Below are 25,564 nucleotides of genomic sequence, written 5' to 3' on the forward strand. Positions count from 1 at the left end.
TGCCGGCGCGCGACAGCGCAGCCGCGAGCAATCCGCCGATCGCGCCGACACCGACCACCGCGGCGCGCACCGACCCTGAATTTGTGTCGTTCATGATGGAATTCCGTCTCCTGGGAGCTGACGAGCATAACGCTCAATGGTTGCGGGAACAACCATTTGCGCAAGCACCCGCAGCATCGATTCGCCCGAGCGATTCAGCGCGCCGCGCCGCCCGCCTCCGGCGGCTCGTCGACGCTCGGGCCGCCGGCCGCGCCGAGCACGCCGGCGATCTGGCTCTTGTCGTGCATGCCGAGCTTGCGGTACGCGCAGCGCAGGTAGTGGCGCACGGTCGTCGGCGAAATCGCCATCTGCTGGGCGACCTCCTTGTGCGAGCGCCCGGTGCCGTAATAGCGGATCGCCGCCAGTTCGCGCGGACTCAGCCGGTCGAGCAGCGAGCGCGGCCGCGCCTCGATCTGGAACAGCCCCGCGACGGGCACGCACTGGATGCGCAACGCATCGCCGATGAACGGCTGGCCCGACTGGCGCCGCCCATGCGCGACCAGCGGCTCCGGGACGCGCGGGCCCGTCCACGTCGGCCATTCGGTGCGCAGCACGTCGTCGAAGCCGTGATCGGCGTGATGCAGCACGCCGAAGTTATCGCACAGCGCGCGTGCCGCCGGCGCAACCGCGTCGTCGCGCTCGCGCGTGAGCTGTGCTGCGCGGTTGATCGTCAGCGCGGCCGCCAGATGCGGGATCACTTCCTCGAAGCGGCTCGCGTCGTCGTCGCTGAACGGACGATTCAGGCCCTGGCGGTAGATCGACATGAAGGTCGTCAACCCGAAGCGGTGATCGAGCGTACACACGCACATCAACTGTGCCAGCCCGTACTTCACGCACCAGTCGCGAAACCGCGCGTCGAACCCAGGTTCGACGACCGACAGGCGCACCGCTCGACCGTGTGCGCCGAGCAGCGTGCGTTGCGCGAGCGGATCGCAGTCGCGCACGCGCTTCCAGTCGCTGAAGAACGCGTGCGGAAGGCGATACAGGAAGCTGTTGTGCATCACGGGGCCGGTCGGCACGTGCGTTGCGACGCCGGTCCACGCGGCGTCGAAGGGGATGAGCGCCTGCAGCAGCGAAAAGAAGCGGCACTCGAATTCGCCGATGCCCGACTGCGCGGCGACCGCGTACAGGTCGAGCAGCATCAGGCCGAGTTCGCGCTGCGCCGCATCGCCGCGCGTCACGCCGTCGAAATCGGCCCGCCGTGACGGCAACGCCGGCCATGCGGATTCGTCGAGCACGATCGCGGCCGGCACGTCGCGCAGCGCATCGAGATCCTGCCCGATATCCGTCGTGATCCTCACTTTCCGCTCCCCCGCCCGACCGGGCCGCTGATGCGCGCAACGCAGACCGGCCGATTATAGCGACCGGCATTTTTGGCGGGCGTCGCTGCCGGAACACACGCCAGCCCCATCCATTTGAACGGTACGCCACCCGTTGCTGCCTCGCAGCACGCCGCAGCGCGGCGTCGCGGCACGTCCACGCCGTGCACCGCGGGTTTTCCACACCGTTCATCTGCACGACTGTTCGCCCGCTTTCCCGCTACGGACACTGCGTCGCGACAACACCGGCGACACACGATGCAGGACGGTATGGAGAACCCCACGTGATGACACCCCGCTTCATCCGCACGGCCACGGCCGCCGCGGCGCTCGCCGCGTGCAGCGTTGCCGCGCACGCGCAATCGACCCTCACGCTGTACGGCGCGCTCGACGGCGGCGTGCAGTACCTGACGCATGCCGACGGACGGCACGCGGCCGTGCAACTGCAGAACTACGGGATCCTGCCTTCGCAGATCGGACTGAAGGGCCACGAGGATCTCGGCGGCGGCTGGCGCGCGCTGTTCAAGCTCGAACAGGGCCTCAACCTCAACGACGGCACCGCGACCGCCCCCGGCTATGCCTTCTTCCGCGGCGCGTACGTGGGTGTCGCGGGCCCGGCCGGCACCGTCACGCTCGGCCGGCAATTCAGCGTGCTGTTCGACAAGACGCTGTTCTACGACCCGCTGTGGTACGCGTCGTACAGCGGCCAGGGCGTGATCGTGCCGATGACGGCGAACTTCATCGACCACTCGATCAAGTATCAGTCGCCGACGTTCGCCGGCTTCGATGTCGAAGCCCTCGCGGCAACGGCCGGCGTCGCGGGCAACGCGCGCGCCGGGCGCGTGCTCGAACTCGGCGGCCAGTACACGAGCAACGGGTTGTCGGTCAGCGCGGTGCTGCATCAGGCGCACGGCGACGCATCCGCCGCGGACGACGCGTCCGCGCGCCGCCGCGAGCTCGGCACGCTCGCCGCACGTTATGCATTCGCGTCACTGCCGCTCACCGTCTATGCGGGCGTCGAACGCCTGAGCGGCGACCTCGATGCGGCGCGCACGATCGTCTGGGGCGGCGCGCGCTACCTGACCGCGAGCGGAATCGGACTGAACGCGGGCGTCTACCACACCGATTCGCACACGCCGGCGATCGGCCACCCGACGCTGTTCATCGCGAGCACCACCTACGCGCTGTCGAAACGCACCGTCGCCTACGTGAACCTCGGCTATGCGCGCAACAGCGGCCAGAGCTCGCAGACCGTCTACGAATACGACCCGACGCCGCTTGCCGGCGCATCGCAGTTCGGCGCGATGGTCGGCATGTACCACCTGTTCTGATTCCGTCCAGCGAGATCCCGCCATGAAAACCCTTTGCTCCGATGCCGCACCGCCGTCCGACGGCCGCGCAGCGCCCTTCGCGCGCTCGACACTCGTCGCACTCGTCGTGTTCGCGGACATCACGCCGCTGCTGCTGCTCGTCGCGCCGGCCGTCGCCGCTCAGTTGGCGACGCAGCTCGGGCTGTCCGCATCGCAGATCGGCACCTACTTCTTCGTCGAACTCGGCGCGTTCAGCCTCGCCACCGTACCGGCGTACCTGTGGCTCGGCCGCGTCGACGCGCGCCGCGTCGCTGCGTGCGCGATCGCCCTGTTCGGTATCGGCAACCTGCTGACCGCGCTGTGGATGCCGGGCTTCAGCGCGCTGCTCGCGCTGCGTGCCGTCACCGCGCTCGGCGGCGGCTCGCTGATGGTGCTCTGCATGACCAGCGCGGCCACGAGCGAGAACAGCGATCGCGTGTACGGGCTGTGGGTCGTCGGCCAGTTGACCGCCGGCGCGATCGGCCTGTTCGTGCTGCCTCACGTGTTCGCCGCGTTCGGGCTGCGCGCGCTGTATGTCGCGCTGGCCGTGCTTGCGCTGCTCGCAGCGCCGCTGTCGCGCGGCTTTCCGGCGACGCTCGGTGCACGGACCGCGTCGGCGCAGGCCGCGCGCGGCGCCGCGGCGGATGCGTCACGACGTTTCGTCGTGCTCGCGATCGGCGCGGTGCTGATGTTCTATCTCGCGATCGGCAGCGTGTGGACGTTCGCGAGCCGCGCGGCGGCGCAAGCCGGACTCGATCCGCAGTCGACCGGCAACGTGCTCGCGATCGCGAGCGTAATGGGGATTGCCGGCGCAGCGCTCGCATCGTGCGCGGGCGGGCGGCTTGCCCGGCGCGCGATGCTGGCCGCGGGTTATGCGCTGCTCGCGGCATCGCTCGTCGCACTCGCCGCGCTGCCGCATGCGAGCGGCTACAGCGCCGCGATCTTCGCGTTCAAGTTCGCATGGACGTTCGTGCTGCCGTTCATTCTCGCGACCGTCGCGCAGATCGATACGTCCGGGCGCCTCGTCGCGACGCTCAATTTCGTGATCGGTGCGGGCCTCGCAGCCGGCCCGCTGCTCGCCGGGCTGTTGCTCGATGCCGGCGGCACGATGCATGCGCTGTTCGCGGCCGCCACCGCCGGCGCGATCGCGTCGTTCGCCGCGCTGCGCCATATCGATCGCCGCGCGCGCACGCCCATGACTTCCGTTTCTTCCCAACCGTGACAGGTCAAGCTCATCCATGAACCGCACTGCCTTCTTCACCGACGAACGCACCTTCTGGCATACCGGCGGCACGCACGCGCTGTTCTTCCCGGTCGGCGGCTGGGTCCAGCCGCCATCGAGCGCCGGTTACGCGGAGTCTCCCGATTCGAAGCGCCGCTTTCTGTCGCTCGTGCAGGCGTCAGGCCTTGCCGCTCACCTCGACATGCGCAGCGCCGCGCCCGCCACCACCGGCGATCTGCTGCGCATCCATCCGGCGAGCTATCTCGACGCGTTCCGCGCGCTCAGCGATGCGCACGGCGGCGACCTCGGCGATCTCGCGCCGTTCGGCAAGGGCAGCTACGAGATCGCCACGCTGTCCGCGGGCCTCGCGATCGCGGCGATCGACACCGTCGTCGCCGAGCATGCGGCCAACGCGTTCTCGCTGTCGCGGCCGCCCGGCCATCACTGCCTGCGCGATCGCCCGATGGGCTTCTGCCTGCTCGCGAACATTCCGATCGCGATCGAGGCCGCGCGCGCGAAGCACGGCATCGGCCGCGTCGCGGTGATCGACTGGGACGTGCATCACGGCAACGGCACGCAGTCGATCTACTACGACGATCCGGACACGCTGACGATCTCGCTGCATCAGGACCGCTGCTTTCCGCCCGGCTACAGCGGCGGCGGCGACCGCGGCGAAGGCGCGGGCGTCGGGGCGAACCTGAACGTGCCGTTGCTGGCAGGCAGCGGCGACGACGCGTATCCGTATGCGTTCGAGCGGATCGTGCTGCCGGCGCTGGAACGGTTCCGGCCGGAACTGATCGTCGTCGCGAGCGGCCTCGATGCGAGCGCGGTCGATCCGCTCGCGCGCATGCTGCTGCATACCGACAGCTACCGGTTCATGACGCGGGCGGTGAAGGACGCAGCACAGCGCCACTGCGGCGGGCGGCTCGTGATCGTCCATGAAGGCGGGTATTCGGAGGCGTACGTGCCGTTCTGCGGGCTCGCGATCGTCGAGGAACTGGCCGGCATGCGCACCGAGGTCGCCGATCCGATGCTCGACCTCGCGATCGCGCAACAGCCGGGCGAGCGGTTCGTCGCGTTCCAGCGCGAGCTGCTCGACGAACTGGCGGCGTCGTTCGGGTTGTAACGGGCCTTCACACAAGATACGGGGCCGGCATGCGCCGGCCCTTGCGCGATCGGTGCGGATGGGGTTTCCTGTGCTTTTACACCTGCCAGGCCCCTCGTCAGATGAAATCGTCTCCGCGCGAACCCGACACCAACGACAAAGCGCGCCGCCAGCCTTCGAAGCTGGCTCTGAATATCGCCGCCGTGCTGGTCGGCCTCATTACGTTCGCGATCGGCGTGGCGTGGTTGATCTATAGCTGGATCGTCGATCGCGAAGCGCAGTATTTCGCGATTCCGCTGGTGTTTTCGGTGCCGGTGATCGTGGCGGTCGCGGTGCGGAGTTTCTGGGACTAGACGCGTCAAACGACAAAGCGCTGCGGTTGGGCGACGCGCGACGCTTTCTTTTGTCAGGTGCGGCGCGCTTATCGGGACAAGCAGCAAGCCGGTCGGTTCGGCCGGAAAGCGTTCACAGGCTCCGCGGGCGCATGGTTTCGGGATCGCACCCTGGTAGCCGCGGGTTTGCGCTCCAGAGATTAATCCTCTCTCGGATACAATCGCGCAAATTCAACATCAGTCCATAGTGCGATGAGCGGAAACGAACGGCTACACGAACTAGATAGCCTTAGGGCATTGGCAGCGATCGGCGTAATCGCCTGGCATTACACGAACCACTTTCATGCGTCTCCGTTTCCCAGCCTGATGGCCCCGTTCTATGGCCACGGGCTGCTGCTCGTCGACTTCTTCTTCGTGCTCTCCGGGTTCGTGCTCGCTCGCACCTACTGGAATGACAAGCGATCACCGAATTTCTCGTCGAATCTTCGTGATCGAATCGCTCGCCTGTATCCATTGCACTTCGTCATGCTGTGCCTTGTCGCGGTCATGCAATGGGCGTTGGTGCACCGCCTCAGCTCGCCACCTTTTACCTACATCTACAACGACAAGCGGGAATTTGTTCTCAACCTGCTGCTGCTCAACAGAACCGGACTCGAGCGGGGCTTCTCGTTCAACGCGCCATCGTGGTCAATTTCTGCCGAGTTCGTAGTGAACATCGCCTTCCTTGCGGCCATTTCGACCCGGAAAAGGCTGTCCGCCATTCTGGTGGGAACTGGATTCGTGGTCGCGCTCGCAGCCATCTTTCGCAACGGCCTGATCAGCGACACGACCCTGTTCGGCATCGACAATGACATTTTCCGCGCGACGTTCGGCTTCTGTATCGGCGTCGCACTGTTACGCATCAACGACGTGTTCGACAAGATCTCGATTCCGAAACCCGTCTATGACCTCCTTGCAGTTGCGTCGACCGCGTGCTTCCTTTACTACTGCGCCAGCTCCAGATTTTCGAGTGGTCTGGACATCGTGGTTACGCTGGTTTGCTTCCCGACATTGATTGTCGGGTCGATGCGAGGGACGGTCGTCAACAAGGTGCTCAAACTTGCTCCCCTCGTGTTCCTCGGCTCCATTTCATATTCGATCTATTTGGTGCATTTTCCGATGCAACTCGCTGTGCACATCCTGGGCGTCGCATCCGGACACGAGTTGCCATATAGCAGCCGCAGCTTCTTCGTCGCCTTTTTCGTCGCGACGATCGCGCTGTCGTGGTTGACATACAGGACGATCGAACTCCCCGGCAAGAATATCTTGAGGACGCTGATGGGCCACCGAAGCGCGTCTGCGCCGGCGCATCAACGTTAATGTACGAATCAGTTGCGATGGGTTGATAACGGATTCCCACGGCCATCCGTTTCTCCCTGCCGTGGATGCGATACCCCCCCAAGGGGCGTCCGGGCATGCGGGTATTTCGATGTCCCCGATTCCGTGGGCATCAATCGAACGCCAGGCAACGCTGGAAACAAAAAGCCCCGTCAGTACTTGACTGACGGGGCTTTCTTTCCAAACCTGAACCTGCTTGGGAGGATATGTGGTGCGTGAGGCCGGACTCGAACCGGCACACCCTTGCGGGCGTCAGGACCTAAACCTGGTGCGTCTACCAATTTCGCCACTCACGCGTATTGTCCGTCACCTGACCGCGCGGCACGCAAGATGCATTCTCCACGCGCCCCGGACTTCATGCCGGCCCGAAAACCGGCACGCCCGATCAGGCGAGCGCGAGATTCTACCCGATCTGTGCGGCGTTGTCTCGCCCCGCCGGCGCCCGCCGGACAGCGGTGCTAGAATGCCGCGCTCGACGTGCCGGCCACGCGCCGGCACGCGCCCCCGAACCCGCCTCCGCCACGATCCCACCCGTGAACTTCGACGACTACTGTCAGCAAAAGGCCGCCCCCGCGGGCTCCAGCGTCTACTACGCGCTGCGCCAGGCGCCGCTCGCCGCCGAACCGCGCCTGACCGCCCTGTTCGCGCTGCGCCGCGAACTCGAGGAAACCGTCAAGGAAACCAGCGACCCGACCGTCGGACACACGAAGCTCGCGTGGTGGCACAAGGAACTCGCGGCGCTCGCCGCCGGCGAACCGTCGCACCCGGTCACGAAGGCACTCGCGCAGCATCACCCGGCGATCGCGGCCGAAGCCGATGCGCTGCGCACGCTGGTCAACGGTTACGGGATGGATCTCGAACAGGCGCGCTACCTGGATTTCGCGAACCTGCAGCGCTACATCGCGCAGGTCGGCAGCACCTTCGCGTCGCTGGTCGCGCGCGCAAGCGCCGCGAATCCGGCCGAGCCGCAGCCGTGGGCCGCGGATGCCGGCCGCGCGCTGATGCTCGCGCAATTCGTGCAGGAGCTCGGCAACGATGCGCGCCATGGCCGCATCTATCTGCCGATCGACGAACTGCAACGCTACAACGTGACCGCGGCCGACCTGCTGAACCGCCGCTACAGCCCGGCCTTCACCGAGCTGCTGCAGTTTCAGACGGCCCGCGCGCGCGAAGCGCTCGCCGCCGCCGACGCAGCGATCCCCGCCTCCGAACGCCGCGCGCAACGCACGCTGCGTGCGCAGATCGCACTGGCCGGCGCGCTGCTCGACGAAATCGAGCGCGACGGCTACCAGGTGCTGCACCAGCGCATCGCGCTGACGCCGATCCGCAAGCTGTGGATCGCATGGCGCGCCGCGCGCCGCCGCTGACCCGCGCTGCAACGCACGACCCCCATCACACCTTCAGCAGCGGCAGCGTGTCGAAGCGCTGCTGCAGCACGCGCGTCGTATCGAGCCCCCACCACGGCCCGAGCACGGTCGCATACAGCTGACGGAAATCGACCGCGACCGGCAGGTTGCCGTTGCCGTCGAGGTGCCCGAGCGCGGGCGCCGCACCGTACAGCCCGCCGGCCACGCGGCCGCCCATCACGAAGTGCGGCGCGGCGGTACCGTGATCGGTGCCGTTACTCTGGTTCTCGCGCACGCGCCGCCCGAATTCCGCATACGTCATCACGAGCGTCTGGTTCCAGCGCCCGAGCTCGATCAGCGCGTCGCGCATCGCACCCATCCCTTCCGCGAACTGCTTGAGCAGCGCGGCGTGCTGTCCCGACTGGTTCTGGTGCGTGTCGAACCCGTTGAGCGTGAGCCGCAGCACCGCGACGCCGTCCTGCGCGCCGGGCCCCGACGCTTCGCATGCCGCGAGCACCTGCATGGCGGTCTTCACCGACGTACCGAACGTACCGGCCGGAAAGGCCGTCCTGAACTCGCGCATGCCGCCGCGCGGGCGCAGCCGGTCCGCTGCCTTCACGATGTCGTTCTCGACGTCGATGATGTGTGCGAGCGCCGGGTTCCGTTCGCGCAGCGACGACGGCTCGGCCAGCCGCGCCGCGCGAATGAACTGCGCGGGATTGACGAGCGCGATCGCGCGCGCGCCGTTCGCGAGCGGTCCCATCTCGGCGCTGCCGAGCACGACGCCGTCCGCCGCGAAGCCCGGCGGCACCGGCGCCTGCGCAAACGTGCGCGTGAGCCAGCCTTCATGCAGGTACTGGTCCGAGCGCGACGCGGTATCCCAGATCTCGATCGAACGGAAATGCGACAGGTTCGGCTGCGGATAGCCGACGCCCTGCACGATCGCGACCTGCCCGTCGCGCCACAGCGGCATCAACGGCGCGAGCGCCGGGTGCAGCCCCGTATGCGCATCGAGCTGGAGCACCTGGTCGCGCTTGATGCCGATGCCGCGGCGGAACTGGTAGTAGAGCGGATCCGCATACGGCACCACCGTGTTGAGGCCGTCGTTGCCACCCTTCAGCTCGACGAGGATCAGCACGTTCGCATAGCCGGCCCGCCCCGCCGCGGGCATCGAAGCCGCCTGCGCGGCCGGCTGCCACAACGACACGCCCGCCGCGGCCGCGGCGCCCGTGAGCGTCAGAAAATCACGTCGGTTCATCGTGCATCCTTCGGTTCGCCGCGCGGCATGGCCACCGCTGCAGCGCGCCTGTTCGTCGTCGTTTCGGTCATTTCAGTTGATAGGCCGGATCCATCAGCAATGCCTCGAGATACGCGCTGCCGGTCGAGTCCGTATCGATCGCCGCGACCGGCGACACCGCCAGAACCGCGTGCTGCAGTTGAAGCTCGGTGGACAAGCCGGCGCGCGCCTGGGGCCGCACACGATACTGCGCGAGCCAGCGCTCGAGGTCGAACCGCAGGCCGCCGCGTGCCGGCTTGACCGACGCACCGGGCGTACCGGCACCGGGCATACCGGCACCGGGCATGCTGGCGCCGGAGGCGGTGTCCGCAACCGGCATCGCATGCGCACGCGCATTCGGCAACGGCTGCGCCATCGCATGCGCGGGTGCCCGCATGCCGGCCGCCTCGGTCGCGCGGAACAGCTGTTCGACGAACTGCTTGCGCGCGAGCAGCGTGGTGCTGTTGATCCACATCGCGCCGCCCGGCCAGCCCTTCACGTTCGGCGGATAGAACAGGTTCTGCCCGAGCGTGCGCACGGTGTTCGCGAGCATCTGCGGATCGCCGTACGCGACGTCGAACAGCCGCACCGACCCGACGACGAACTCGGCCGGCGACTTGACGAGCACGCCGCGATTGTCCGGGTCCCAGAACGCGTCGGTCGACCATAGCGCGGCGAGCGCCGTGCGTATGTCGTAGCCGCTCGCGCGAAACCGTTCGGCCACGACCTCGAGCGCACCAGCGTCCGGCGTATCGGACACGAACTCGCGCCACAGCTTGCCCGCGATGAAGCGTGCGGTGTCGGGCCGCTTCAGCAGGATGTCGAGAAACCCGTCGCCGTCGAACGCACCGGTCTCGCCGAGTATCGTCTTGTCGCCCGTGTCGTGCCACTCGGGCCGCGCCACGAAGCGCAGCGTATCGGGATCGACACTCCAGCCGGTCATCGCACGCGCGGCTTCGGTCACGTCGTGCTGCGTGTAGTGCCCTTCGCCGAGCGTGAACAGCTCCATCACCTCGCGCGCGAAATTCTCGTTCGGGCGTCCCTTTCGATTGCTCGCGCCGTCGAGATACTGGAGCATCGCCGGATCCTTCGCGACCGCATGCAGCAACGTGTCGAAGCTGCCGAGCGCCTCGCGGCGAAACAGCGCATGCTGCGCGGCCATCGTCTGCGGATACGTGACCTTGTCCTGCCCGGACGTGAAGTGCCCGTGCCAGAACAGCGTCATGCGCTCGGTGAGCGGCGACGGCGTCGCGACCATCTCGTTGACCCACGCCGCGCGCAATGCATCGTAGCGGCGATTGCGTTCGCGCTGCTCGTCGCGTCGCATGTCGGGGGTCAGCGCCTGGCGCTGCGCGCGGGTCGGCGGCAACTCGGCGACCCAGTCGGGCCAGGGCGTCACGGGGTCGCGGCGCACGTTGCCGAGCGTATCGGCGACGACCTGCGCGCGCGTCATGCCGACGATGCGGGCGACCTCGGCCGGTGCGGGAGAAAAGCCGGTACGGCTCAGGAAGAACAGCGCATCGTCGGCGTCGAGCGGCGCCTGCATGGCGGGCGATGTCGGGGCGGCAGCGTTCGCTTTCATCGTCGTGGACTCCCGGAACGCACCGGCGGTGCGGATGGAGGTTCAACGGCAGCACGCATGCGAAAGTTGACGGGAAAATTGCTACGGAATCTTTCGTTGCCGTGCGAGCACGCGTGCGTGTCAGCGCTTGTACAGCTCGCGAACGGCGTCTTCGATGTGCTGGCGCAGCAGGTGGCGTTCCTCGGGCGTCATGTGCCCGTCGCGGCGGTGCTGATCGAGATCGGGAGGCACGGCGGACCGGACCGCCGTGTCGGCGGCGCGGTCGGACTGCGGCGCCTTGCCGCGCTGCAGCTTGCGCGACGATGCGCCCGGCTCGGGGCGCTGCGCATACGCGAAGTTCGACGCATATGGACCGGCAAGTGCGATCGTCAGCATCAGTGCAATCCGCGCAGATCGCATGACCGTCCTCGCTTCTCTGGTCGATTTGTTCGCTTCGTCACGCGGCAACCGGTTACCTCTGGTACTTGAAAAACCCTGCGGAATTCGGGTGTACAAAGATGAAAGATGGAGTGCAGGGGAGTATCTACCGAATTTCGGCTTCGAGTAAAGGAATCTCTATAGCCTGCCTTTACTCCGCGCGACACTACGGGTAAATTTTGTAACGGACTGTAACGCGCGAAATTACGCAACCGTGCGTGATTTCCCATTCGCGATAAGATGCCGCTCATGGAAACGAAAAACCCCTCCAAGATTCTCGTCGTCGACGACGACCCGCGCCTGCGCGATCTGCTGCGCCGATATCTCGGCGAGCAGGGTTTCAACGTATACGTCGCGGAGAACGCGACTGCGATGAACAAGCTCTGGGTGCGCGAGCGCTTCGACCTGCTCGTGCTCGACCTGATGCTGCCGGGCGAAGACGGCCTGTCGATCTGCCGCCGCCTGCGCGGCAGCAACGATCGCACGCCGATCATCATGCTCACCGCGAAGGGCGAGGATGTCGATCGCATCGTCGGCCTCGAGATGGGCGCCGATGACTACCTGCCGAAGCCGTTCAACCCGCGCGAACTCGTCGCGCGCATTCACGCGGTGCTGCGCCGCCAGGCGCCGGCCGAACTGCCGGGCGCGCCGTCGGAAACCACCGAGGTGTTCGAGTTCGGCGAGTTCTCGCTGAACCTCGCGACGCGCACGCTGACGAAGTCGGGCCAGGAAATTCCGCTGACCACCGGCGAATTCTCGGTGCTGAAGGTGTTCGCGCGTCATCCGCGCCAGCCGCTGTCGCGCGAGAAGCTGATGGAGCTCGCGCGCGGCCGTGAATACGAAGTGTTCGACCGCAGCCTCGACGTCCAGATCTCGCGCCTGCGCAAGCTGATCGAACCGGATCCGGGCAGCCCGCGTTTCATCCAGACTGTCTGGGGCCTCGGCTACGTGTTCATTCCGGACGGCGCCGCCTGATCTTTTTCCTTTCCGGTTTCGCCTGTCCTCGGCCCGTCCCATGCGTATCGACCGGCGCCTCCTGCAGCTCGCGTTCGGCGGGCTGTTCTGGCGCACCTTCCTGCTGATCGCGCTGCTGATCTCGGTCAGTCTCGCCGCGTGGTTCCAGAGCTTTCGCGTGATCGAGCGCGAGCCGCGTGCGCAGCGCGTCGCGCTCCAGCTCGTCGCGATCGTGAAGCTCACGCGCACCGCCCTGCTCTATTCCGATCCCGATTTGCGGCGCGCGCTGCTGCAGGATCTCGAGAGCAACGAGGGCGTGCGCGTCTACCCGCGCGAAAAAACCGACAAGTTCAAGCTGCAGCCCGACGAATCGCTGAACCGCCTGATCGAACACGATATCCGCAGCCGGCTGGGCGACGAGACCGTGATCGCGCAGTCGGTCAACGACATTCCCGGCGTGTGGATCAGCTTCAAGATCGACGACGACGACTACTGGGTCGCGCTCGACCGCGACCAGCTCGACAGCGTCACGGGCCTGCAGTGGGCGGGCTGGGGCCTGTTCGCGCTCGCGCTGTCGCTGTTCGGCTCCGCGTTCATCACGAGCCTCGTGAACCGGCCGTTCTCACGGCTCGCGCTCGCCGCACGCCAGATCGGCTCGGGCCAGACTCCCGAGCTGCTGCCCGAGCGCGGGATGGGTGTCGCGGCCGAGACCAACCGCAGCTTCAACCAGATGGTGCGCGACCTCGAACAGCTCGAGGCCGATCGCGCGCTGATGCTCGCGGGCATCTCGCATGACCTGCGCACGCCGCTCGCGCGGCTGCGGCTCGAGACCGAGATGAGTCCGTCCGACCAGGCGACCAAGGATGCGATGGTCGACGACATCGAGCAGATGGACCGCATCATCGCGGCCTTCATCGACTACGCGCGTCCGTCCCAGCGCAAGCCGGAGCCGGTCGACCTGTCGTCGATCGCGCACGAAGTCGCCGCGCGCGTATCGAGCGAGGACGGCGTCGAGATCCGCACGCGGCTCGCGCCGAGCGCCGTGATCGAAGCCGACGAGACCGACATGCGCCGCGTGATCGGCAACCTCGTCGAGAACGCCCGCAAATACGGCCAGAGCCGGCAGGACGGCGTGTCGCGCATCACGCTCGAGACGCGCGTGTCGCACGCACGGGTCGAGCTGTCGGTGAGCGACGAAGGTCCCGGCATCCCCGAGGACCAGCTGCCGCTCGTGATGCGGCCGTTCTACCGCGTCGACACGGCGCGCACCAAGGCGGACGGCACGGGGCTCGGCATGGCGATCGTGCTGCGCCTCGTCGGCCGCTATCGCGGCGCACTGCGCCTGCGCAACCGCAGCCCCGACGCAGGCCTCGAAGTCACGCTCGAATTCCCCGGCGCCGGCAAGGCGCGTGCGACGGCGTGACGCGTTCGCGCATGCCGCTTGGGCGTCACACTATCGCTGCGGTTGAAAAAAACTATGGGAATCGTTAGTCAAAATCTATTGAATCGCTCGTCTAATAGTGTTACAGTCTTCGCATGCTGTCACATCAACGTTGCAGCACCGAGGTAGCTTGACTCAGTCTTCTTCCCAACTCACACAGGAGTATCCGCATGAAAACCGTGGGCGATAAACTCGAAGCATTCACCGTCGTAGCCGCGAAGCCGGGCTTCAACAATCACGAGGAAAACGGCCAGTCGGCGTTCGAGACCGTCACCGAAGCGTCGTTCCCGGGCAAGTGGAAGATCATCTACTTCTATCCGAAGGATTTCACGTTCGTGTGCCCGACGGAAATCGTCGAGTTCGCGAAGCTGACGAAGCAGTTCGAAGAGCGCGACGCCGTCCTGCTCGGCGGCAGCTCGGACAACGAATTCGTGAAGCTTGCATGGCGCCGTGAGCACAAGGACCTCGACAAGCTGAACCACTACTCGTTCGGCGACGTCAAGGGCGAGCTGATCGACCAGCTCGGCGTGCGCGACAAGGAAGCCGGCGTGGCCCTGCGCGCGACGTTCATCGTCGATCCGGACAACACGATCCAGCACGTTTCGGTGAACAACCTGAACGTCGGCCGTAGCCCGGAAGAAGTCCTGCGCATTCTGGACGGCCTGCAAACGGACGAACTGTGCCCGTGCAACCGTGCAGTCGGCGGCGCAACGCTGTAAGCGCATCGATGCACGAAGCCCGCGGCGCACGTCCTGCCTGCGGGCTTTTTTAACGGCCAACCCATAGGAGATATCAATGGAATTCATCGACTCGATTAAGGCACGTATCCCCGACTACGCGAAGGACATTCGCCTGAACCTCGACGGCACGATCTCGCGCTCGTCGCTCGAAGGCAACGATGCGGTCGGCGTGGCGCTGGCGGCGGCGGTCGCGGCGAAGAGCACCGTGCTCGTGAAGACGATCCGTGAAGCCGGCGTGCTGTCGCCCGAAGAGACGAACGCCGTGCTGACGGCGGCCGCGCTGATGGGGATGAACAACACCTGGTATCCGTATGTCGAGATGGCCGACGACGCCGACCTGAAGACGCAGCGCGCCGAGCTGCGGATGGGCGCGTATGCGTCGCACGGCGGCGTCGACAAGCGCCGGTTCGAGATGTACGCGCTCGCCGCGTCGATCGTCGGCAAGTGCCACTTCTGCGTGAAGTCGCACTATGCGCTGCTGAAGAACGAGCAAGGGATGACGACGACGCAGCTGCGCGACGTCGGCCGCATCGCGTCGGTGATCAACGCCGCCGCGCAGGTGATCGCCGCCGAAGGCGAGTAAGCGCACCGCGCGGCCGGCAGCGCGGTGCGGCGGCCCGTCGATGCTGCATCCGCCGCATCCGCCGCCCCGGGCCAGAAACGAAAATGCCACGCAAACGCGTGGCATTTTTCATTGCGGCGGCGCAACCTGCGCGCCGCTTCGGGCCGGCGTCAAACCGGCATTAGGCGCTCACGCGCCCGCTTTCACCAGCAGCGCGGCGGCCTGCGCCTCGATGCCGTCGCCGCGGCCGAGGTAGCCGAGCTTCTCGTTGGTCTTCGCCTTCACGTTCACGCGCTCGAGCGGCAACCCGAGATCGGCCGCGATGTTCGCGCGCATCCCGTCGATATGCGGCGCGAGCTTCGGCGCCTGCGCGATCACGGTGCTGTCGACGTTCTGGATCGTGAAGCCGGCCGCCTTAATGCGGGCGACGCACTCGCGCAGCAGCACGCGGCTGTCCGCCCCCTTGAACGCGGCGTCGGTATCGGAGAAATGGCGGCCGATGTCGCCGAGCGCCGCCGCGCCGAACAGCGCGTCGGTAATCGCGTGCAGCAGCACGTCCGCGTCCGAATGGCCGAGCAGGCCGCGTTCGTACGGAATCGTCACGCCGCCGATGATGAGGGGGCGCCCCGGGACGAGCTGGTGCACGTCGTAGCCTTGTCCGATTCTGAAATCCATGCGTATTCCGGTGTGAGATGAGGTGAAAGTCAGGAAGCGTTCGTGGCGCGCGCGAGGATCGCTTCGGCGAGCGCGAAATCTTCCGGGTACGTGACCTTGAAGTTGCGCAGGCTGCCCTGCACGACGCGCGGGGTATGACCGGCCCATTCGATCGCGCTGGCCTCGTCGGTCAGGTCGTGCCCTTCCCGCTGCGCGCGCAGGATCGCGTCGCGCAGCATGCCGATGCGAAACATCTGCGGCGTCTGCGCCTGCCACAGCGCGTCGCGCGACTCGGTGCGGGCGATCGCGTCGCCGCCGGCCGGCACGCGCTTGAGCGTATCGGCCACCGGCAGCGCGACGATGCCGCCGACCGGATCGTCCTTCAGCGCCGCGACCAGCGTGCGGATCAGCTCCGGCGTGATGCCGGGGCGCGCGGCGTCGTGCACGAGCACCCAGTCCTGGTCGGTCGCGCCGAATTCGCCCAGCCCCAGCAGCCCGTTGAGCACCGACGCCTGCCGCGAGCCGCCGCCGCAGCGGCGCACCGCGAAGCGCAGGCCCGCGAAGCGGCGCGCGTCGAAGTGCGTGTCGTCGGGCGCGAGGACGACGAGCGTCTGCGCGAATTCGCTGCACGCGTCGAACGCGGCGAGCGTGTAATGCAGGAGCGCGCGGCCGGCCAGCGTGCGGTATTGCTTCGGCACGGCCGAACCGGAGCGGCTGCCCGTGCCGGCGCAAGGAATCAGGGCGAAAAGTCGGGGAGTCACGAAGTGGAAACGCCGGAAAGATGAAATCGAGAAGCGGATTTTATAATAGGTCTTTCGTCTCGACCGGCGCACCGCGCCGCGCCCGTGCCCGCCACCCCTGCCGTCCCTATGCCAGACAACGCTTCCATCCCGTTCGCCTCGCCCGTCGCCCGCGTCAAACCGGGCCAGCGGTTCGCCTTCGACGGCACGCACGGCTCCGCCGACGCACTCGCCATCGCCCGCTATCTCGCCGAGAACCGCGCCGCGGTCCCGCTCCTCGCGGTGATCTGCGCGAACGCGGTCGACGCGCAGCGGCTGTCGCAGGAACTCCGCTACTTCTCGCCCGATGCGCGCGTGCGCCTGCTGCCGGACTGGGAAACGCTGCCGTACGACACGTTCTCGCCGCACCAGGATCTCGTCTCCGAGCGCCTCGCGACGCTGCACGACCTCGGCGAGGGCCGCTGCGACATCCTGCTGGTGCCCGCGACCACCGCGCTGTACCGGATGCCGCCCGCGTCGTTCATGGCCGCGTACACCTTCGCGTTCGCGCAGGGCGAGCGGCTCGACGAGGCGAAGCTGAAGGCGCAGCTCACGCTGGCCGGCTACGAACACGTGAGCCAGGTCGTGCGGCCCGGCGAATACTGCGTGCGCGGCTCGCTGATCGACCTGTACCCGATGGGCTCGCCGCTGCCGTACCGGATCGACCTGTTCGACGACCAGGTCGACTCGATCCGCGCGTTCGATCCCGATACGCAGCGCAGCCTCTACCCGGTTCGCGACGTGCGCCTGTTGCCCGGCCGCGAGTTTCCGTTCGACGAAGCCGCGCGCACGGCTTTTCGCAGCCGCTGGCGCGAGACCTTCGAAGGCGACCCGAGCCGCGCGCCGATCTACAAGGACATCGGCAACGGCGTGCCGTCGGCCGGCATCGAGTACTACCTGCCGCTGTTCTTCGACGAGACGGCCACGCTGTTCCACTACCTGCCGCAGGACGCGCACCTCGTGTTCACCGGCGATCTCGAAGCGTCGATCCGCCGCTTCACGGCCGATACGAAGCAGCGCCACGCGTTCCTCGCGCACGACCGCGAGCGGCCGATCCTCGAGCCGCAGCGCCTGTTCCTGTCCGACGAGGATTTCTTCGCGTTCGCGAAGCCGTTCGCGCGCGTCGTGCTGCCCGCGCAGCCGGCCGGCGGCTGGGCGACGGGCCTGCCCGAGCTCACGGTCGATCGCCATGCCGACGATCCGCTCGCCGCGCTGCGCACGTTCGTCGAATCGTCAGGCAAGCGCGTGCTGCTGACGGTCGAATCGGCCGGCCGCCGCGAAACGATCCTGCAACTGCTCGCCGAGCATCACCTGCGCCCCGCGTCGAACGATCACTTCGCGGGCTGGCTCGAAAGCGATGCACCGTTCGCGCTCGGTGTCGCGCCGCTCGCGAGCGGCTTCGCGGTGCCGGGCGAAGGCTACGCGATCGTCACCGAAACCGAGCTGTACGGCGCGCTCGGCCGGCGCGCGGGCCGCCGCCGCCAGGAACAGGCGAGCAACGTCGACGCGATGGTGCGCGACCTGTCCGAGCTGAAGGTCGGCGACCCGGTCGTCCATGCGCAGCACGGAATCGGCCGCTACATGGGCCTCGTGTCGATGGATCTCGGCGAAGGCGAGACCGAATTCCTGCACCTCGAATACGCGGGCGACAGCAAGCTCTACGTGCCGGTCGCGCAATTGCACGTGATCTCGCGCTACAGCGGCGCCGATCCCGACAGCGCACCGCTGCACGCGCTCGGCTCGGGCCAGTGGGAGCGTGCTAAGCGCAAGGCCGCGCAGCAGATTCGCGACACGGCGGCCGAGCTGCTGAACCTGTACGCGCGCCGCGCGGCCCGCGAGGGCCATGCGTTCGCGCTCGAGCCGCGCGACTACGTGAAGTTCGCGGAGAGCTTCGGCTTCGAGGAAACGCCCGACCAGGCCGCGGCCATCGCGGCCGTGATCGGCGACATGACGAGCGGCAAGCCGATGGACCGCCTCGTGTGCGGCGACGTCGGCTTCGGCAAGACCGAGGTCGCGCTGCGCGCCGCGTTCATCGCGGTGATGGGCGGCAAGCAGGTCGCGCTGCTGTCGCCGACCACGCTGCTCGCCGAGCAGCACACGCAGACCTTCGTCGACCGCTTCGCGGACTGGCCGGTGCGCATCGTCGAGCTGTCGCGCTTCAAGACCACGAAGGAAGTGAATGCGGCGATCGCGCAAATCAACGAAGGCACCGTCGACATCGTGATCGGCACGCACAAGCTGCTGTCGTCGGACGTGCAGTTCAAGCGCCTCGGCCTCGTGATCATCGACGAGGAACACCGCTTCGGCGTGCGCCAGAAGGAAGCGCTGAAGGCGCTGCGCGCGGAAGTCGACGTGCTGACGCTGACCGCCACGCCGATCCCGCGCACGCTCGGGATGGCGCTCGAGGGGCTGCGCGACTTCTCGGTGATCGCGACCGCGCCGCAGAAGCGGCTCGCGATCAAGACCTTCGTGCGCCGCGAGGAAGAAAGCGTGATCCGCGAGGCGATGCTGCGCGAGTTGAAACGCGGCGGCCAGGTGTACTTCCTGCACAACGAGGTCGAGACGATCGAGAACCGCAGGGCGATGCTCGAGGAACTCGTGCCCGAAGCGCGCATCGTGATCGCGCACGGCCAGATGCACGAGCGCGAACTCGAACGCGTGATGCGCGATTTCGTCGCGCAGCGCGCGAACGTGCTGCTGTGCACGACCATCATCGAGACCGGCATCGACGTGCCGAGCGCGAACACGATCATCATGCACCGCGCGGACAAGTTCGGCCTCGCGCAGCTTCACCAGCTGCGCGGCCGCGTCGGCCGTTCGCACCACCAGGCGTATGCGTACCTGCTGGTCCACGATCCGCAGTCGCTGACCAAGCAGGCGCAGCGCCGGCTCGAGGCGATCCAGCAGATGGAGGAACTCGGTTCGGGCTTCTATCTCGCGATGCACGACCTCGAGATCCGCGGCACCGGCGAGGTGCTCGGCGACAAGCAGTCGGGCGAGATCCACGAGATCGGCTTCCAGCTGTACACCGACATGCTGAACGACGCGGTGAAGGCGCTGAAGAACGGCAAGGAGCCCGACCTCACCGCACCGCTCGCCGCGACGACGGAAATCAACCTGCATGCGCCCGCGATCCTGCCGGCCGACTACTGCGCGGACGTGCAGGAGCGGCTGTCGCTGTACAAGCGTCTCGCGAACTGCGAGCACGGCGACGCGATCGACGGCATCCAGGAAGAGCTGATCGACCGCTTCGGCAAGCTGCCGCCGCAGGCGCACGCACTCGTCGAGACGCATCGGCTGCGGCTGGCCGCGAAGCCGCTCGGCATCGTCAAGATCGACGCGAGCGAGGCCGCGATCGGGCTGCAGTTCGAGCCGAACCCGCCAATCGATCCGATGCGCATCATCGAAATGGTGCAGAAGCACCGGCACATCAAGCTCGCGGGCCAGGACAAGCTGCGCATCGAGACGCGCTCGCCCGATCTCGCGATCCGCGTGTCGACGATCAAGGAAACGCTGCGCGCGCTCGCGCCGCGCGCCGACGCGGCGAGCGCGGCACGCTGACGACGCGGCCGCGATGCTGCACCGCATCGCGGCCGGCGAAGGCGGGCCGACGCGTTTTTGAGTATGATTTTCCCATTCCTCAGACGGAGTTTTGCCATGTCCACTCTCGACGCGACGGCGCCGTCCGCCGCCGACCAAGGCGACGCTTCGCTCGTCAGCCTGCCCTGGATCAAGCAGCTGGTGTCGATGGACACGACGAGCCGCGTACCGAACCTCGGCCTGATCGAAGCGGTGCGCGACGCGCTTGCCGCGAAGGGCATCGTGTCGACGCTCACACACGATCCGCGCGAAGGCTGGGCCAACCTGTTCGCGACCGTGCCCGCGCACGACGGCTCGACCGACGGCGGCATCGTGCTGTCGGGGCACACCGACGTCGTGCCGGTCGACGGCCAGCAGTGGGACAGCAACCCGTTCGCGCCGGAAATCCGCGATGGCCGCCTGTACGGCCGCGGCACCTGCGACATGAAGGGCTTCATCGGCACGGCGCTCGCGCTGCTCCCCGAGATGCAGGCGATGAAGCTCGCGAAGCCGATTCATTTCGCGCTGTCCTACGATGAGGAAATCGGCTGCGCGGGCGCACCGCTGCTGATCGCCGATCTCGTCAAGCGCGGCGTGAAGCCGTCCGGCTGCATCGTCGGCGAGCCGACCAGCATGCGGCCGATCATCGCGCACAAGGGCATCAACGCGTACCGCTGCTGCGTGCGCGGTCACGCCGCGCACTCGTCGCTGACGCCGAAGGGCCTGAACGCGATCGAATACGCCGCGCGCCTCATCTGCCACATCCGCGACATCGCCGAGCGCTTCCGTGCCGAAGGCCCGTTCGACGAGCTGTACGACGTACCGTTCACGACCGCGCAGACGAGCACGATCCAGGGCGGCAACGCGATCAACACGGTGCCGGCCGAATGCCGGTTCGACTTCGAGTTCCGCAACCTGCCGACGCTCGATCCCGAGCAGATCTTCACGCGCATCGAAGCGTATGCACAGGAAACGCTGCTGCCGCAGATGCTGCGCGAACATCCGAACGCGGCGATCGAGTTCTCGAAGATCGCGGCAGCACCCGGCCTCGACGCAACGGAACAGGCCGCGATCACGCAGCTCGTGCGCGCGCTGACGGCCGACCAGGACAAGCGCAAGGTCGCATACGGCACCGAGGCCGGCCTGTTCGAACGCGCGGGCATCCCGAGCGTCGTGTGCGGGCCCGGCAACATCGAGCAGGCGCACAAGCCGAACGAATATGTCGAGCTCGCGCAGCTCGCCGCCTGCGAGCAGTTCCTGCGCAAGTTCATCCGCAGCATGTCGGTCGACGCACACTGACTGCCCCCCGCCACGCCGGCCTGCGTGTGCGGGCCGGCCCCACCCCCGCCACCCGCCACGTCATGTCGACTGAACAACAGGGCACTGCCCATACGACGATCGACGGCGAGCCGATTCCGACGCTCGACGAAATCGCCGCGCAACATTTCGCGCTGTCGCCGTGGGTCGCGCGCACGCCGGTGTTCGAGCGCGCCGACCTGCCGTCCCTCGAGGGCACGCACGTCAACTTCAAGTTCGAACTGTTGCAGGCGAGCGGCAGCTTCAAGGCGCGCGGTGCGTTCACGCACCTGCTGGCACTCGACGAAGCACGCAAGAACGCCGGCGTCACGTGTGTCTCGGCCGGCAATCATGCGGCGGCCGTCGCGTATGCGGCGATGCGGCTCGGCAGCAGTGCGAAGGTCGTGATGTTCCATACCGCGAGCCCGACGCGCATCGCGCAGTGCAAGCAGTACCGCGCGGAAGTCGTGCTGGCCGGCAGCGCGTCGCAGGCGTTCGACCTCGTGCGGCGGATCGAGGCCGAGGAAGGCCGCTTCTTCATCCATCCGTTCAACGGCTATCACACGATTCTCGGCACCGCGACGCTCGGCTACGAATGGGCGACGCAGACGCCCGATCTCGACGCGGTGATCGTGCCGATCGGCGGCGGCGGGCTCGCGGCCGGCATGGCGACCGCGCTGCGGCTCGCGAATCCGCGCGTGCACGTGTACGGCGTCGAGCCGGAAGGCGCCGACGCGATGTGCCGCAGCTTCGCGGCGAATCACACGATCAAGATGAGCGCGATGCAGACCATCGCCGATTCGCTGATGGCGCCGCACACCGAGGAATACAGCTACCAGCTGTGCCGGCGCCACATCGACCGCATCGTCACGGTGTCCGACGACGCGCTGCGCGCGGCGATGCTGTTCCTGTTCTCGCACCTGAAGCTGTCGGTCGAACCGGCGTGCGCAGCGGCGCTCGCGGCGCTGCTCGGCCCGCTGCGCGAGACCTTGCAGGGCAAGCGCGTCGGCGTGCTGCTGTCGGGCACGAATACCGACCCCGCGACACTCGGCATGCATCTCGCGCACGCGAAACTGCAGCACTGAACCTGCGCAAGGTGCTCCGGGTTATCCCCAGTTTATGTTGACAGCCCTGTTGATAACCCGCCAGACAAGCACGCAAGTGGTTGAGCGCGCAGCGTTTTACCCGCGCGAAGCGTGCCGGACGCGAAATAGGCAGACGACGACGCCGAGCACACGTGCCGCGGGGTGGCGCCGCCGCGGCCATCGCACGGCTCGCCGCACCGGCCGGATCATCCGCGAAGCGAGTTTCGTGGTCCGTATCGTCGCCGACGATACTGCCGATATGCACGTACGATTCACGGCGATCCGGCACGCGTACCGCGCGCGCCAACGGCAGGAATCGGTCGGCATCACGTGCGTCCCGGCCTGCGCGCCATTCCGAATCGCCCTCCCCGGCTGACCACGACGACAGGCAAAAAAAACGGGCGCCCGAAGGCGCCCGTCGCATGCGAAACATCCGCGTATCGCTTACTTGTTCTCGAACATGTCCATGATCTGCTGCTTCTCCTGCTGCGTGACGGGCGGCGGCGCAAGCCCGGCCGTGCCGGCCGAGCCAAGTGCGTCGTTCGCGCTGATCGCGTTCTCGGCCGGGTTGATGTCCACGCTCCCGACGAAGCCGTTGCCCGGCGTGCGATCGGCGTAGTACAGCTCGCCGTCGACCGTCGTCAGGCCGTCCGGCATCGGCATCTGCTGCTCGGGCACGCCGTTCAGCGCGGTGCGCATGTAGTTCACCCAGATCGGCAGCGCGAGCTGCGCGCCGAATTCGCGGCTGCCAAGGCTCTTCGGCTGGTCGAAGCCCATCCATGCCACCGCGACGAGCGACTGCTGGTAGCCGGCGAACCAGCCGTCCTTCGCATCGTTCGTCGTACCCGTCTTGCCCTGCAGGTCGCTGCGGCCGAGCGCGTTGGTGCCCGCGCCCGTGCCGGCCGTCGCGACCGTGTGCAGCAGGCTGTTCATCACGTACGCGTTGCGACCTTCGATCGTGCGCGGCGCCGTGCCGCCGGCCACCACCGGCTGCGACTTCTGCAGCGCCTGCCCGTGCGCGTCGTCGACTTCGGCGATCAGGTACGGATCGACCTTGTAGCCGCCGTTCGCGAACACCGCATAGCCGGTTGCGAGCTGCAGCGGCGTCACGAGGCCCGCACCGAGCGCCATCGGCAGGTACGGCGGCGTCTTCGCCGGATCGAAGCCGAAGCGCTGCGTCACGTACTGCTGCGCGTACTGCGTGCCGATCGACGCGAGGATCCGGATCGACACGAGGTTCTTCGAACGCTGCAGGCCGGTACGCATCGACATCGGGCCGTCCGGCTGGTCGTCGTCCTTCGGCTCCCACGCGGTGCCGCCCGGCACGCTCGGCGGGAAGTACAGCGGTGCATCGTTGATGATCGTCGCCGGTCCGAGGCCCTTGTCGAGCGAAGCCGAATAAATGAACGGCTTGAACGACGAGCCCGGCTGGCGCCACGCCTGCGTCACGTGGTTGAACTTGCTCTTGTTGAAGTCGAAGCCGCCGACGAGCGAGCGGATCGCACCGTCCTGCGGCGCGATCGCGACGAGCGCGCCTTCGACCTGCGGCAGCTGCACGACCTGCCAGCCCGTCTTGCCGTCCTTCAGCACGCGCACGATCGAACCCGGCTTGATCCGCAGCGTGGCATTCGCGCGCTGACTCAGCGCGGCCGACACGAAGCGCAGCCCGGCCGGGCCGATCGTCGTCGTCGCGCCGCCGACGAACTGCACCTCGACCGCATTCGGCGAGGCCGCCAGCACCACCGCCGACTGCAGATCTCCGTTGTCCGGATGATCGGCGAGCGCGTCGTCGATCGCCTCGTCGCGCTCGTCGCCGGCCGCCGGCAGGTTGATCGAGGCTTCCGGCCCGCGATAGCCGTGGCGGCGCTCGTAATCGAGAATGCCGCGACGCACGGCCTGGTACGCCGCTTCCTGGTCGGCCGAGTTGATCGTCGTCGTGACGGTCAGCCCGCGCGTATAGGTTTCGTCCTTGTACTGCTCGTACATCATCTGGCGCACCATCTCGGAGACGTATTCGCCGTGCACCGCATACTGGTTGCCCGGCGTGCGCACGTGGATCTCCTCCTTCACCGCCTGGTCGTACTGCGGCTGCGTGATGTAGCCGATCTCGAGCATGCGCTTCAGGATGTATTCCTGACGCACCTTCGCGCGCTTCGGGTTGACGACCGGGTTGTACGCGGACGGCGCCTTCGGCAGCCCCGCGAGCATCGCCGCTTCCGCCAGCGTGATGTCCTTCAGGTCCTTGCCGAAATACACGCGCGCGGCAGCCGCGAAGCCATACGAGCGCTGGCCCAGGTAGATCTGGTTCATGTACAGCTCGAGGATCTGGTCCTTCGTCAGCGCCTTCTCGATCTTGTACGCGAGCAGCATCTCGTAGATCTTGCGCGTATAGGTCTTCTCGCTCGACAGGAAGAAATTGCGCGCGACCTGCATCGTGATCGTGCTCGCGCCCTGGCGCGCGCCGCCGTGCATCAGGTCGGCCACGCCCGCGCGCAGGATGCCGAGGAAGTCGACGCCGCCGTGTTCGTAGAAGCGGTAGTCCTCGATTGCGAGCACGGCCTTCTTCATCACGTCGGGAATGTCCTGGAAGCGCACGAGGCTGCGGCGCTCCTCGCCGAACTCGCCGATCAGCACGTGATCGGCGGTGAACACACGCAACGGCACCTTCGGCTGGTAGTTGGTCAGCGCATCGAGCGACGGCAGTTGCGGCGCCATCACGACGAGTGCATAGCCGACGATCAGCGCGCCGACGATCGCGAGCGTCGCGAACAGCCCGACGAACCACAGCGCGACGCGCGAACCGAACGAGCGGCCGCCGCCGCCCCCGCCTCCACGGCGCTGCGTGCGGCGATCGTCGTCGCCGTTGTCGTCATCGGGGTAGTAGGCTCCCGACGGCGAACGGCGCAATGTGTAGTGGGGTTCGTTCCGGTCGGAAGAAGAAGACGGTCGTTTGATAATTGGCATGTCGGAATGGCAGGCGGCGTGGCGCCCTCGGACGCATGCGGAAATGCAAGCGGATGAATCAGAGTGGGTGCATCGTGGCAACTGTCACGTCGACAGACCGCGCCGCGCGGCGATCCGTTCCCGCGACGTGACAGCGCATTTTAATG

20 protein-coding genes, 1 tRNA gene and 1 pseudogene are annotated in these 25,564 nt (G+C 67.2%); 14 read left to right on the forward strand and 8 right to left on the reverse strand.

Going from position 1 to position 25,564, the window contains the following annotated elements; translation table 11 throughout:
* Window positions 1-194 precede the first annotated feature (194 nt).
* Entirely contained in the window at window positions 195-1,340 is a 1,146-nt protein-coding gene (locus F3J14_RS12885) for a LuxR C-terminal-related transcriptional regulator (RefSeq protein WP_166723312.1), read from the reverse strand.
* 302 nt (window positions 1,341-1,642) lie between these two features.
* Here F3J14_RS12885 and F3J14_RS12890 point away from each other — a divergent pair, with 302 nt between their 5' ends.
* The 5 genes from F3J14_RS12890 (at window position 1,643) to F3J14_RS12910 (ending at window position 6,725) form a co-directional block, all read left to right on the forward strand.
* Entirely contained in the window at window positions 1,643-2,689 is a 1,047-nt protein-coding gene (locus F3J14_RS12890) for a porin (RefSeq protein WP_166723313.1), read from the forward strand.
* Window positions 2,690-2,711: 22 nt separating this feature from the next.
* Complete coding sequence (locus tag F3J14_RS12895) at window positions 2,712-3,929, forward strand: MFS transporter (RefSeq protein ID WP_166723314.1); 1,218 nt, start codon at window positions 2,712-2,714, stop codon at window positions 3,927-3,929.
* Between the two features lie 16 nt (window positions 3,930-3,945).
* Window positions 3,946-5,055, forward strand: a complete 1,110-nt coding sequence (locus F3J14_RS12900) for a class II histone deacetylase (protein WP_166723315.1) — start codon at window positions 3,946-3,948, stop codon at window positions 5,053-5,055.
* Window positions 5,056-5,156: 101 nt separating this feature from the next.
* Window positions 5,157-5,387: a hypothetical protein gene (locus F3J14_RS12905; protein WP_006752038.1), complete on the forward strand. Its 231-nt coding sequence runs from the start codon at window positions 5,157-5,159 to the stop codon at window positions 5,385-5,387.
* A gap of 231 nt (window positions 5,388-5,618) precedes the next feature.
* Window positions 5,619-6,725, forward strand: a complete 1,107-nt coding sequence (locus tag F3J14_RS12910; RefSeq protein ID WP_166723316.1) for an acyltransferase — start codon at window positions 5,619-5,621, stop codon at window positions 6,723-6,725.
* A 227-nt stretch (window positions 6,726-6,952) separates the two neighbouring features.
* On the opposite strand, the gene F3J14_RS12915 is transcribed toward F3J14_RS12910, so the two are convergent.
* A tRNA-Leu gene (locus tag F3J14_RS12915) sits at window positions 6,953-7,039 on the reverse strand.
* 237 nt (window positions 7,040-7,276) lie between these two features.
* Between F3J14_RS12915 and hpnD the strand changes: the two genes are divergently transcribed.
* Window positions 7,277-8,110 (forward strand): presqualene diphosphate synthase HpnD, encoded by an 834-nt coding sequence (gene hpnD / locus F3J14_RS12920; protein WP_166723317.1) that lies wholly within the window; start codon window positions 7,277-7,279, stop codon window positions 8,108-8,110.
* 25 nt (window positions 8,111-8,135) lie between these two features.
* On the opposite strand, the gene F3J14_RS12925 is transcribed toward hpnD, so the two are convergent.
* The 3 genes from F3J14_RS12925 to F3J14_RS12935 all read right to left on the reverse strand — a co-directional run bounded on the left by F3J14_RS12925 (window position 8,136) and on the right by F3J14_RS12935 (window position 11,346).
* A complete protein-coding gene (locus F3J14_RS12925) occupies window positions 8,136-9,347 on the reverse strand; it encodes a DUF1501 domain-containing protein (RefSeq protein WP_166723318.1) in 1,212 nt (403 codons plus the stop codon).
* 67 nt (window positions 9,348-9,414) lie between these two features.
* Entirely contained in the window at window positions 9,415-10,947 is a 1,533-nt protein-coding gene (locus F3J14_RS12930) for a DUF1800 domain-containing protein (RefSeq protein WP_166723319.1), read from the reverse strand.
* 120 nt (window positions 10,948-11,067) lie between these two features.
* Window positions 11,068-11,346 carry a hypothetical protein gene (locus F3J14_RS12935; RefSeq protein ID WP_166723320.1) on the reverse strand — a complete coding sequence of 93 codons (279 nt, stop codon included), beginning with the start codon at window positions 11,344-11,346 and terminating at the stop codon, window positions 11,068-11,070.
* Window positions 11,347-11,613: 267 nt separating this feature from the next.
* Here F3J14_RS12935 and ompR point away from each other — a divergent pair, with 267 nt between their 5' ends.
* From ompR to F3J14_RS12955, 4 genes are all read left to right on the forward strand, one after another.
* Window positions 11,614-12,339 (forward strand): two-component system response regulator OmpR, encoded by a 726-nt coding sequence (gene ompR / locus F3J14_RS12940; RefSeq protein WP_004199523.1) that lies wholly within the window; start codon window positions 11,614-11,616, stop codon window positions 12,337-12,339.
* Between the two features lie 40 nt (window positions 12,340-12,379).
* Window positions 12,380-13,741: an ATP-binding protein gene (locus F3J14_RS12945; RefSeq protein WP_105785532.1), complete on the forward strand. Its 1,362-nt coding sequence runs from the start codon at window positions 12,380-12,382 to the stop codon at window positions 13,739-13,741.
* A 188-nt stretch (window positions 13,742-13,929) separates the two neighbouring features.
* Entirely contained in the window at window positions 13,930-14,478 is a 549-nt protein-coding gene (locus tag F3J14_RS12950) for a peroxiredoxin (RefSeq protein WP_006478563.1), read from the forward strand.
* Window positions 14,479-14,554: 76 nt separating this feature from the next.
* A complete protein-coding gene (locus F3J14_RS12955; RefSeq protein WP_006752031.1) occupies window positions 14,555-15,082 on the forward strand; it encodes a carboxymuconolactone decarboxylase family protein in 528 nt (175 codons plus the stop codon).
* A gap of 168 nt (window positions 15,083-15,250) precedes the next feature.
* On the opposite strand, the gene ispF is transcribed toward F3J14_RS12955, so the two are convergent.
* Together ispF and ispD are read right to left on the reverse strand one after the other, a co-directional pair.
* Window positions 15,251-15,736 carry a 2-C-methyl-D-erythritol 2,4-cyclodiphosphate synthase gene (gene ispF / locus F3J14_RS12960; RefSeq protein WP_166723321.1) on the reverse strand — a complete coding sequence of 162 codons (486 nt, stop codon included), beginning with the start codon at window positions 15,734-15,736 and terminating at the stop codon, window positions 15,251-15,253.
* Window positions 15,737-15,765: 29 nt separating this feature from the next.
* Complete coding sequence (gene ispD / locus F3J14_RS12965; RefSeq protein ID WP_105785531.1) at window positions 15,766-16,476, reverse strand: 2-C-methyl-D-erythritol 4-phosphate cytidylyltransferase; 711 nt, start codon at window positions 16,474-16,476, stop codon at window positions 15,766-15,768.
* 108 nt (window positions 16,477-16,584) lie between these two features.
* Here ispD and mfd point away from each other — a divergent pair, with 108 nt between their 5' ends.
* The 4 genes and pseudogenes from mfd to F3J14_RS35655 all read left to right on the forward strand — a co-directional run.
* Entirely contained in the window at window positions 16,585-20,055 is a 3,471-nt protein-coding gene (gene mfd / locus F3J14_RS12970; RefSeq protein WP_166723322.1) for a transcription-repair coupling factor, read from the forward strand.
* Window positions 20,056-20,151: 96 nt separating this feature from the next.
* Window positions 20,152-21,372 carry an acetylornithine deacetylase gene (gene argE / locus F3J14_RS12975; RefSeq protein WP_166723323.1) on the forward strand — a complete coding sequence of 407 codons (1,221 nt, stop codon included), beginning with the start codon at window positions 20,152-20,154 and terminating at the stop codon, window positions 21,370-21,372.
* Window positions 21,373-21,434: 62 nt separating this feature from the next.
* Window positions 21,435-22,454 carry a threonine/serine dehydratase gene (locus tag F3J14_RS12980; protein ID WP_166723324.1) on the forward strand — a complete coding sequence of 340 codons (1,020 nt, stop codon included), beginning with the start codon at window positions 21,435-21,437 and terminating at the stop codon, window positions 22,452-22,454.
* Window positions 22,455-22,644: 190 nt separating this feature from the next.
* Window positions 22,645-22,830 (forward strand): annotated as a pseudogene (locus tag F3J14_RS35655) (DUF3574 domain-containing protein); the annotation flags it as partial.
* Between the two features lie 68 nt (window positions 22,831-22,898).
* Here F3J14_RS35655 and F3J14_RS12990 read toward each other — a convergent pair.
* Window positions 22,899-25,418: a penicillin-binding protein 1A gene (locus F3J14_RS12990; protein ID WP_166723326.1), complete on the reverse strand. Its 2,520-nt coding sequence runs from the start codon at window positions 25,416-25,418 to the stop codon at window positions 22,899-22,901.
* Between the last annotated feature and the right edge of the window lie 146 nt (window positions 25,419-25,564).

The sequence above is a fragment of the Burkholderia sp. Tr-862 genome, assembly GCF_011753085.1.
Lineage (GTDB): Bacteria > Pseudomonadota > Gammaproteobacteria > Burkholderiales > Burkholderiaceae > Burkholderia > Burkholderia ambifaria.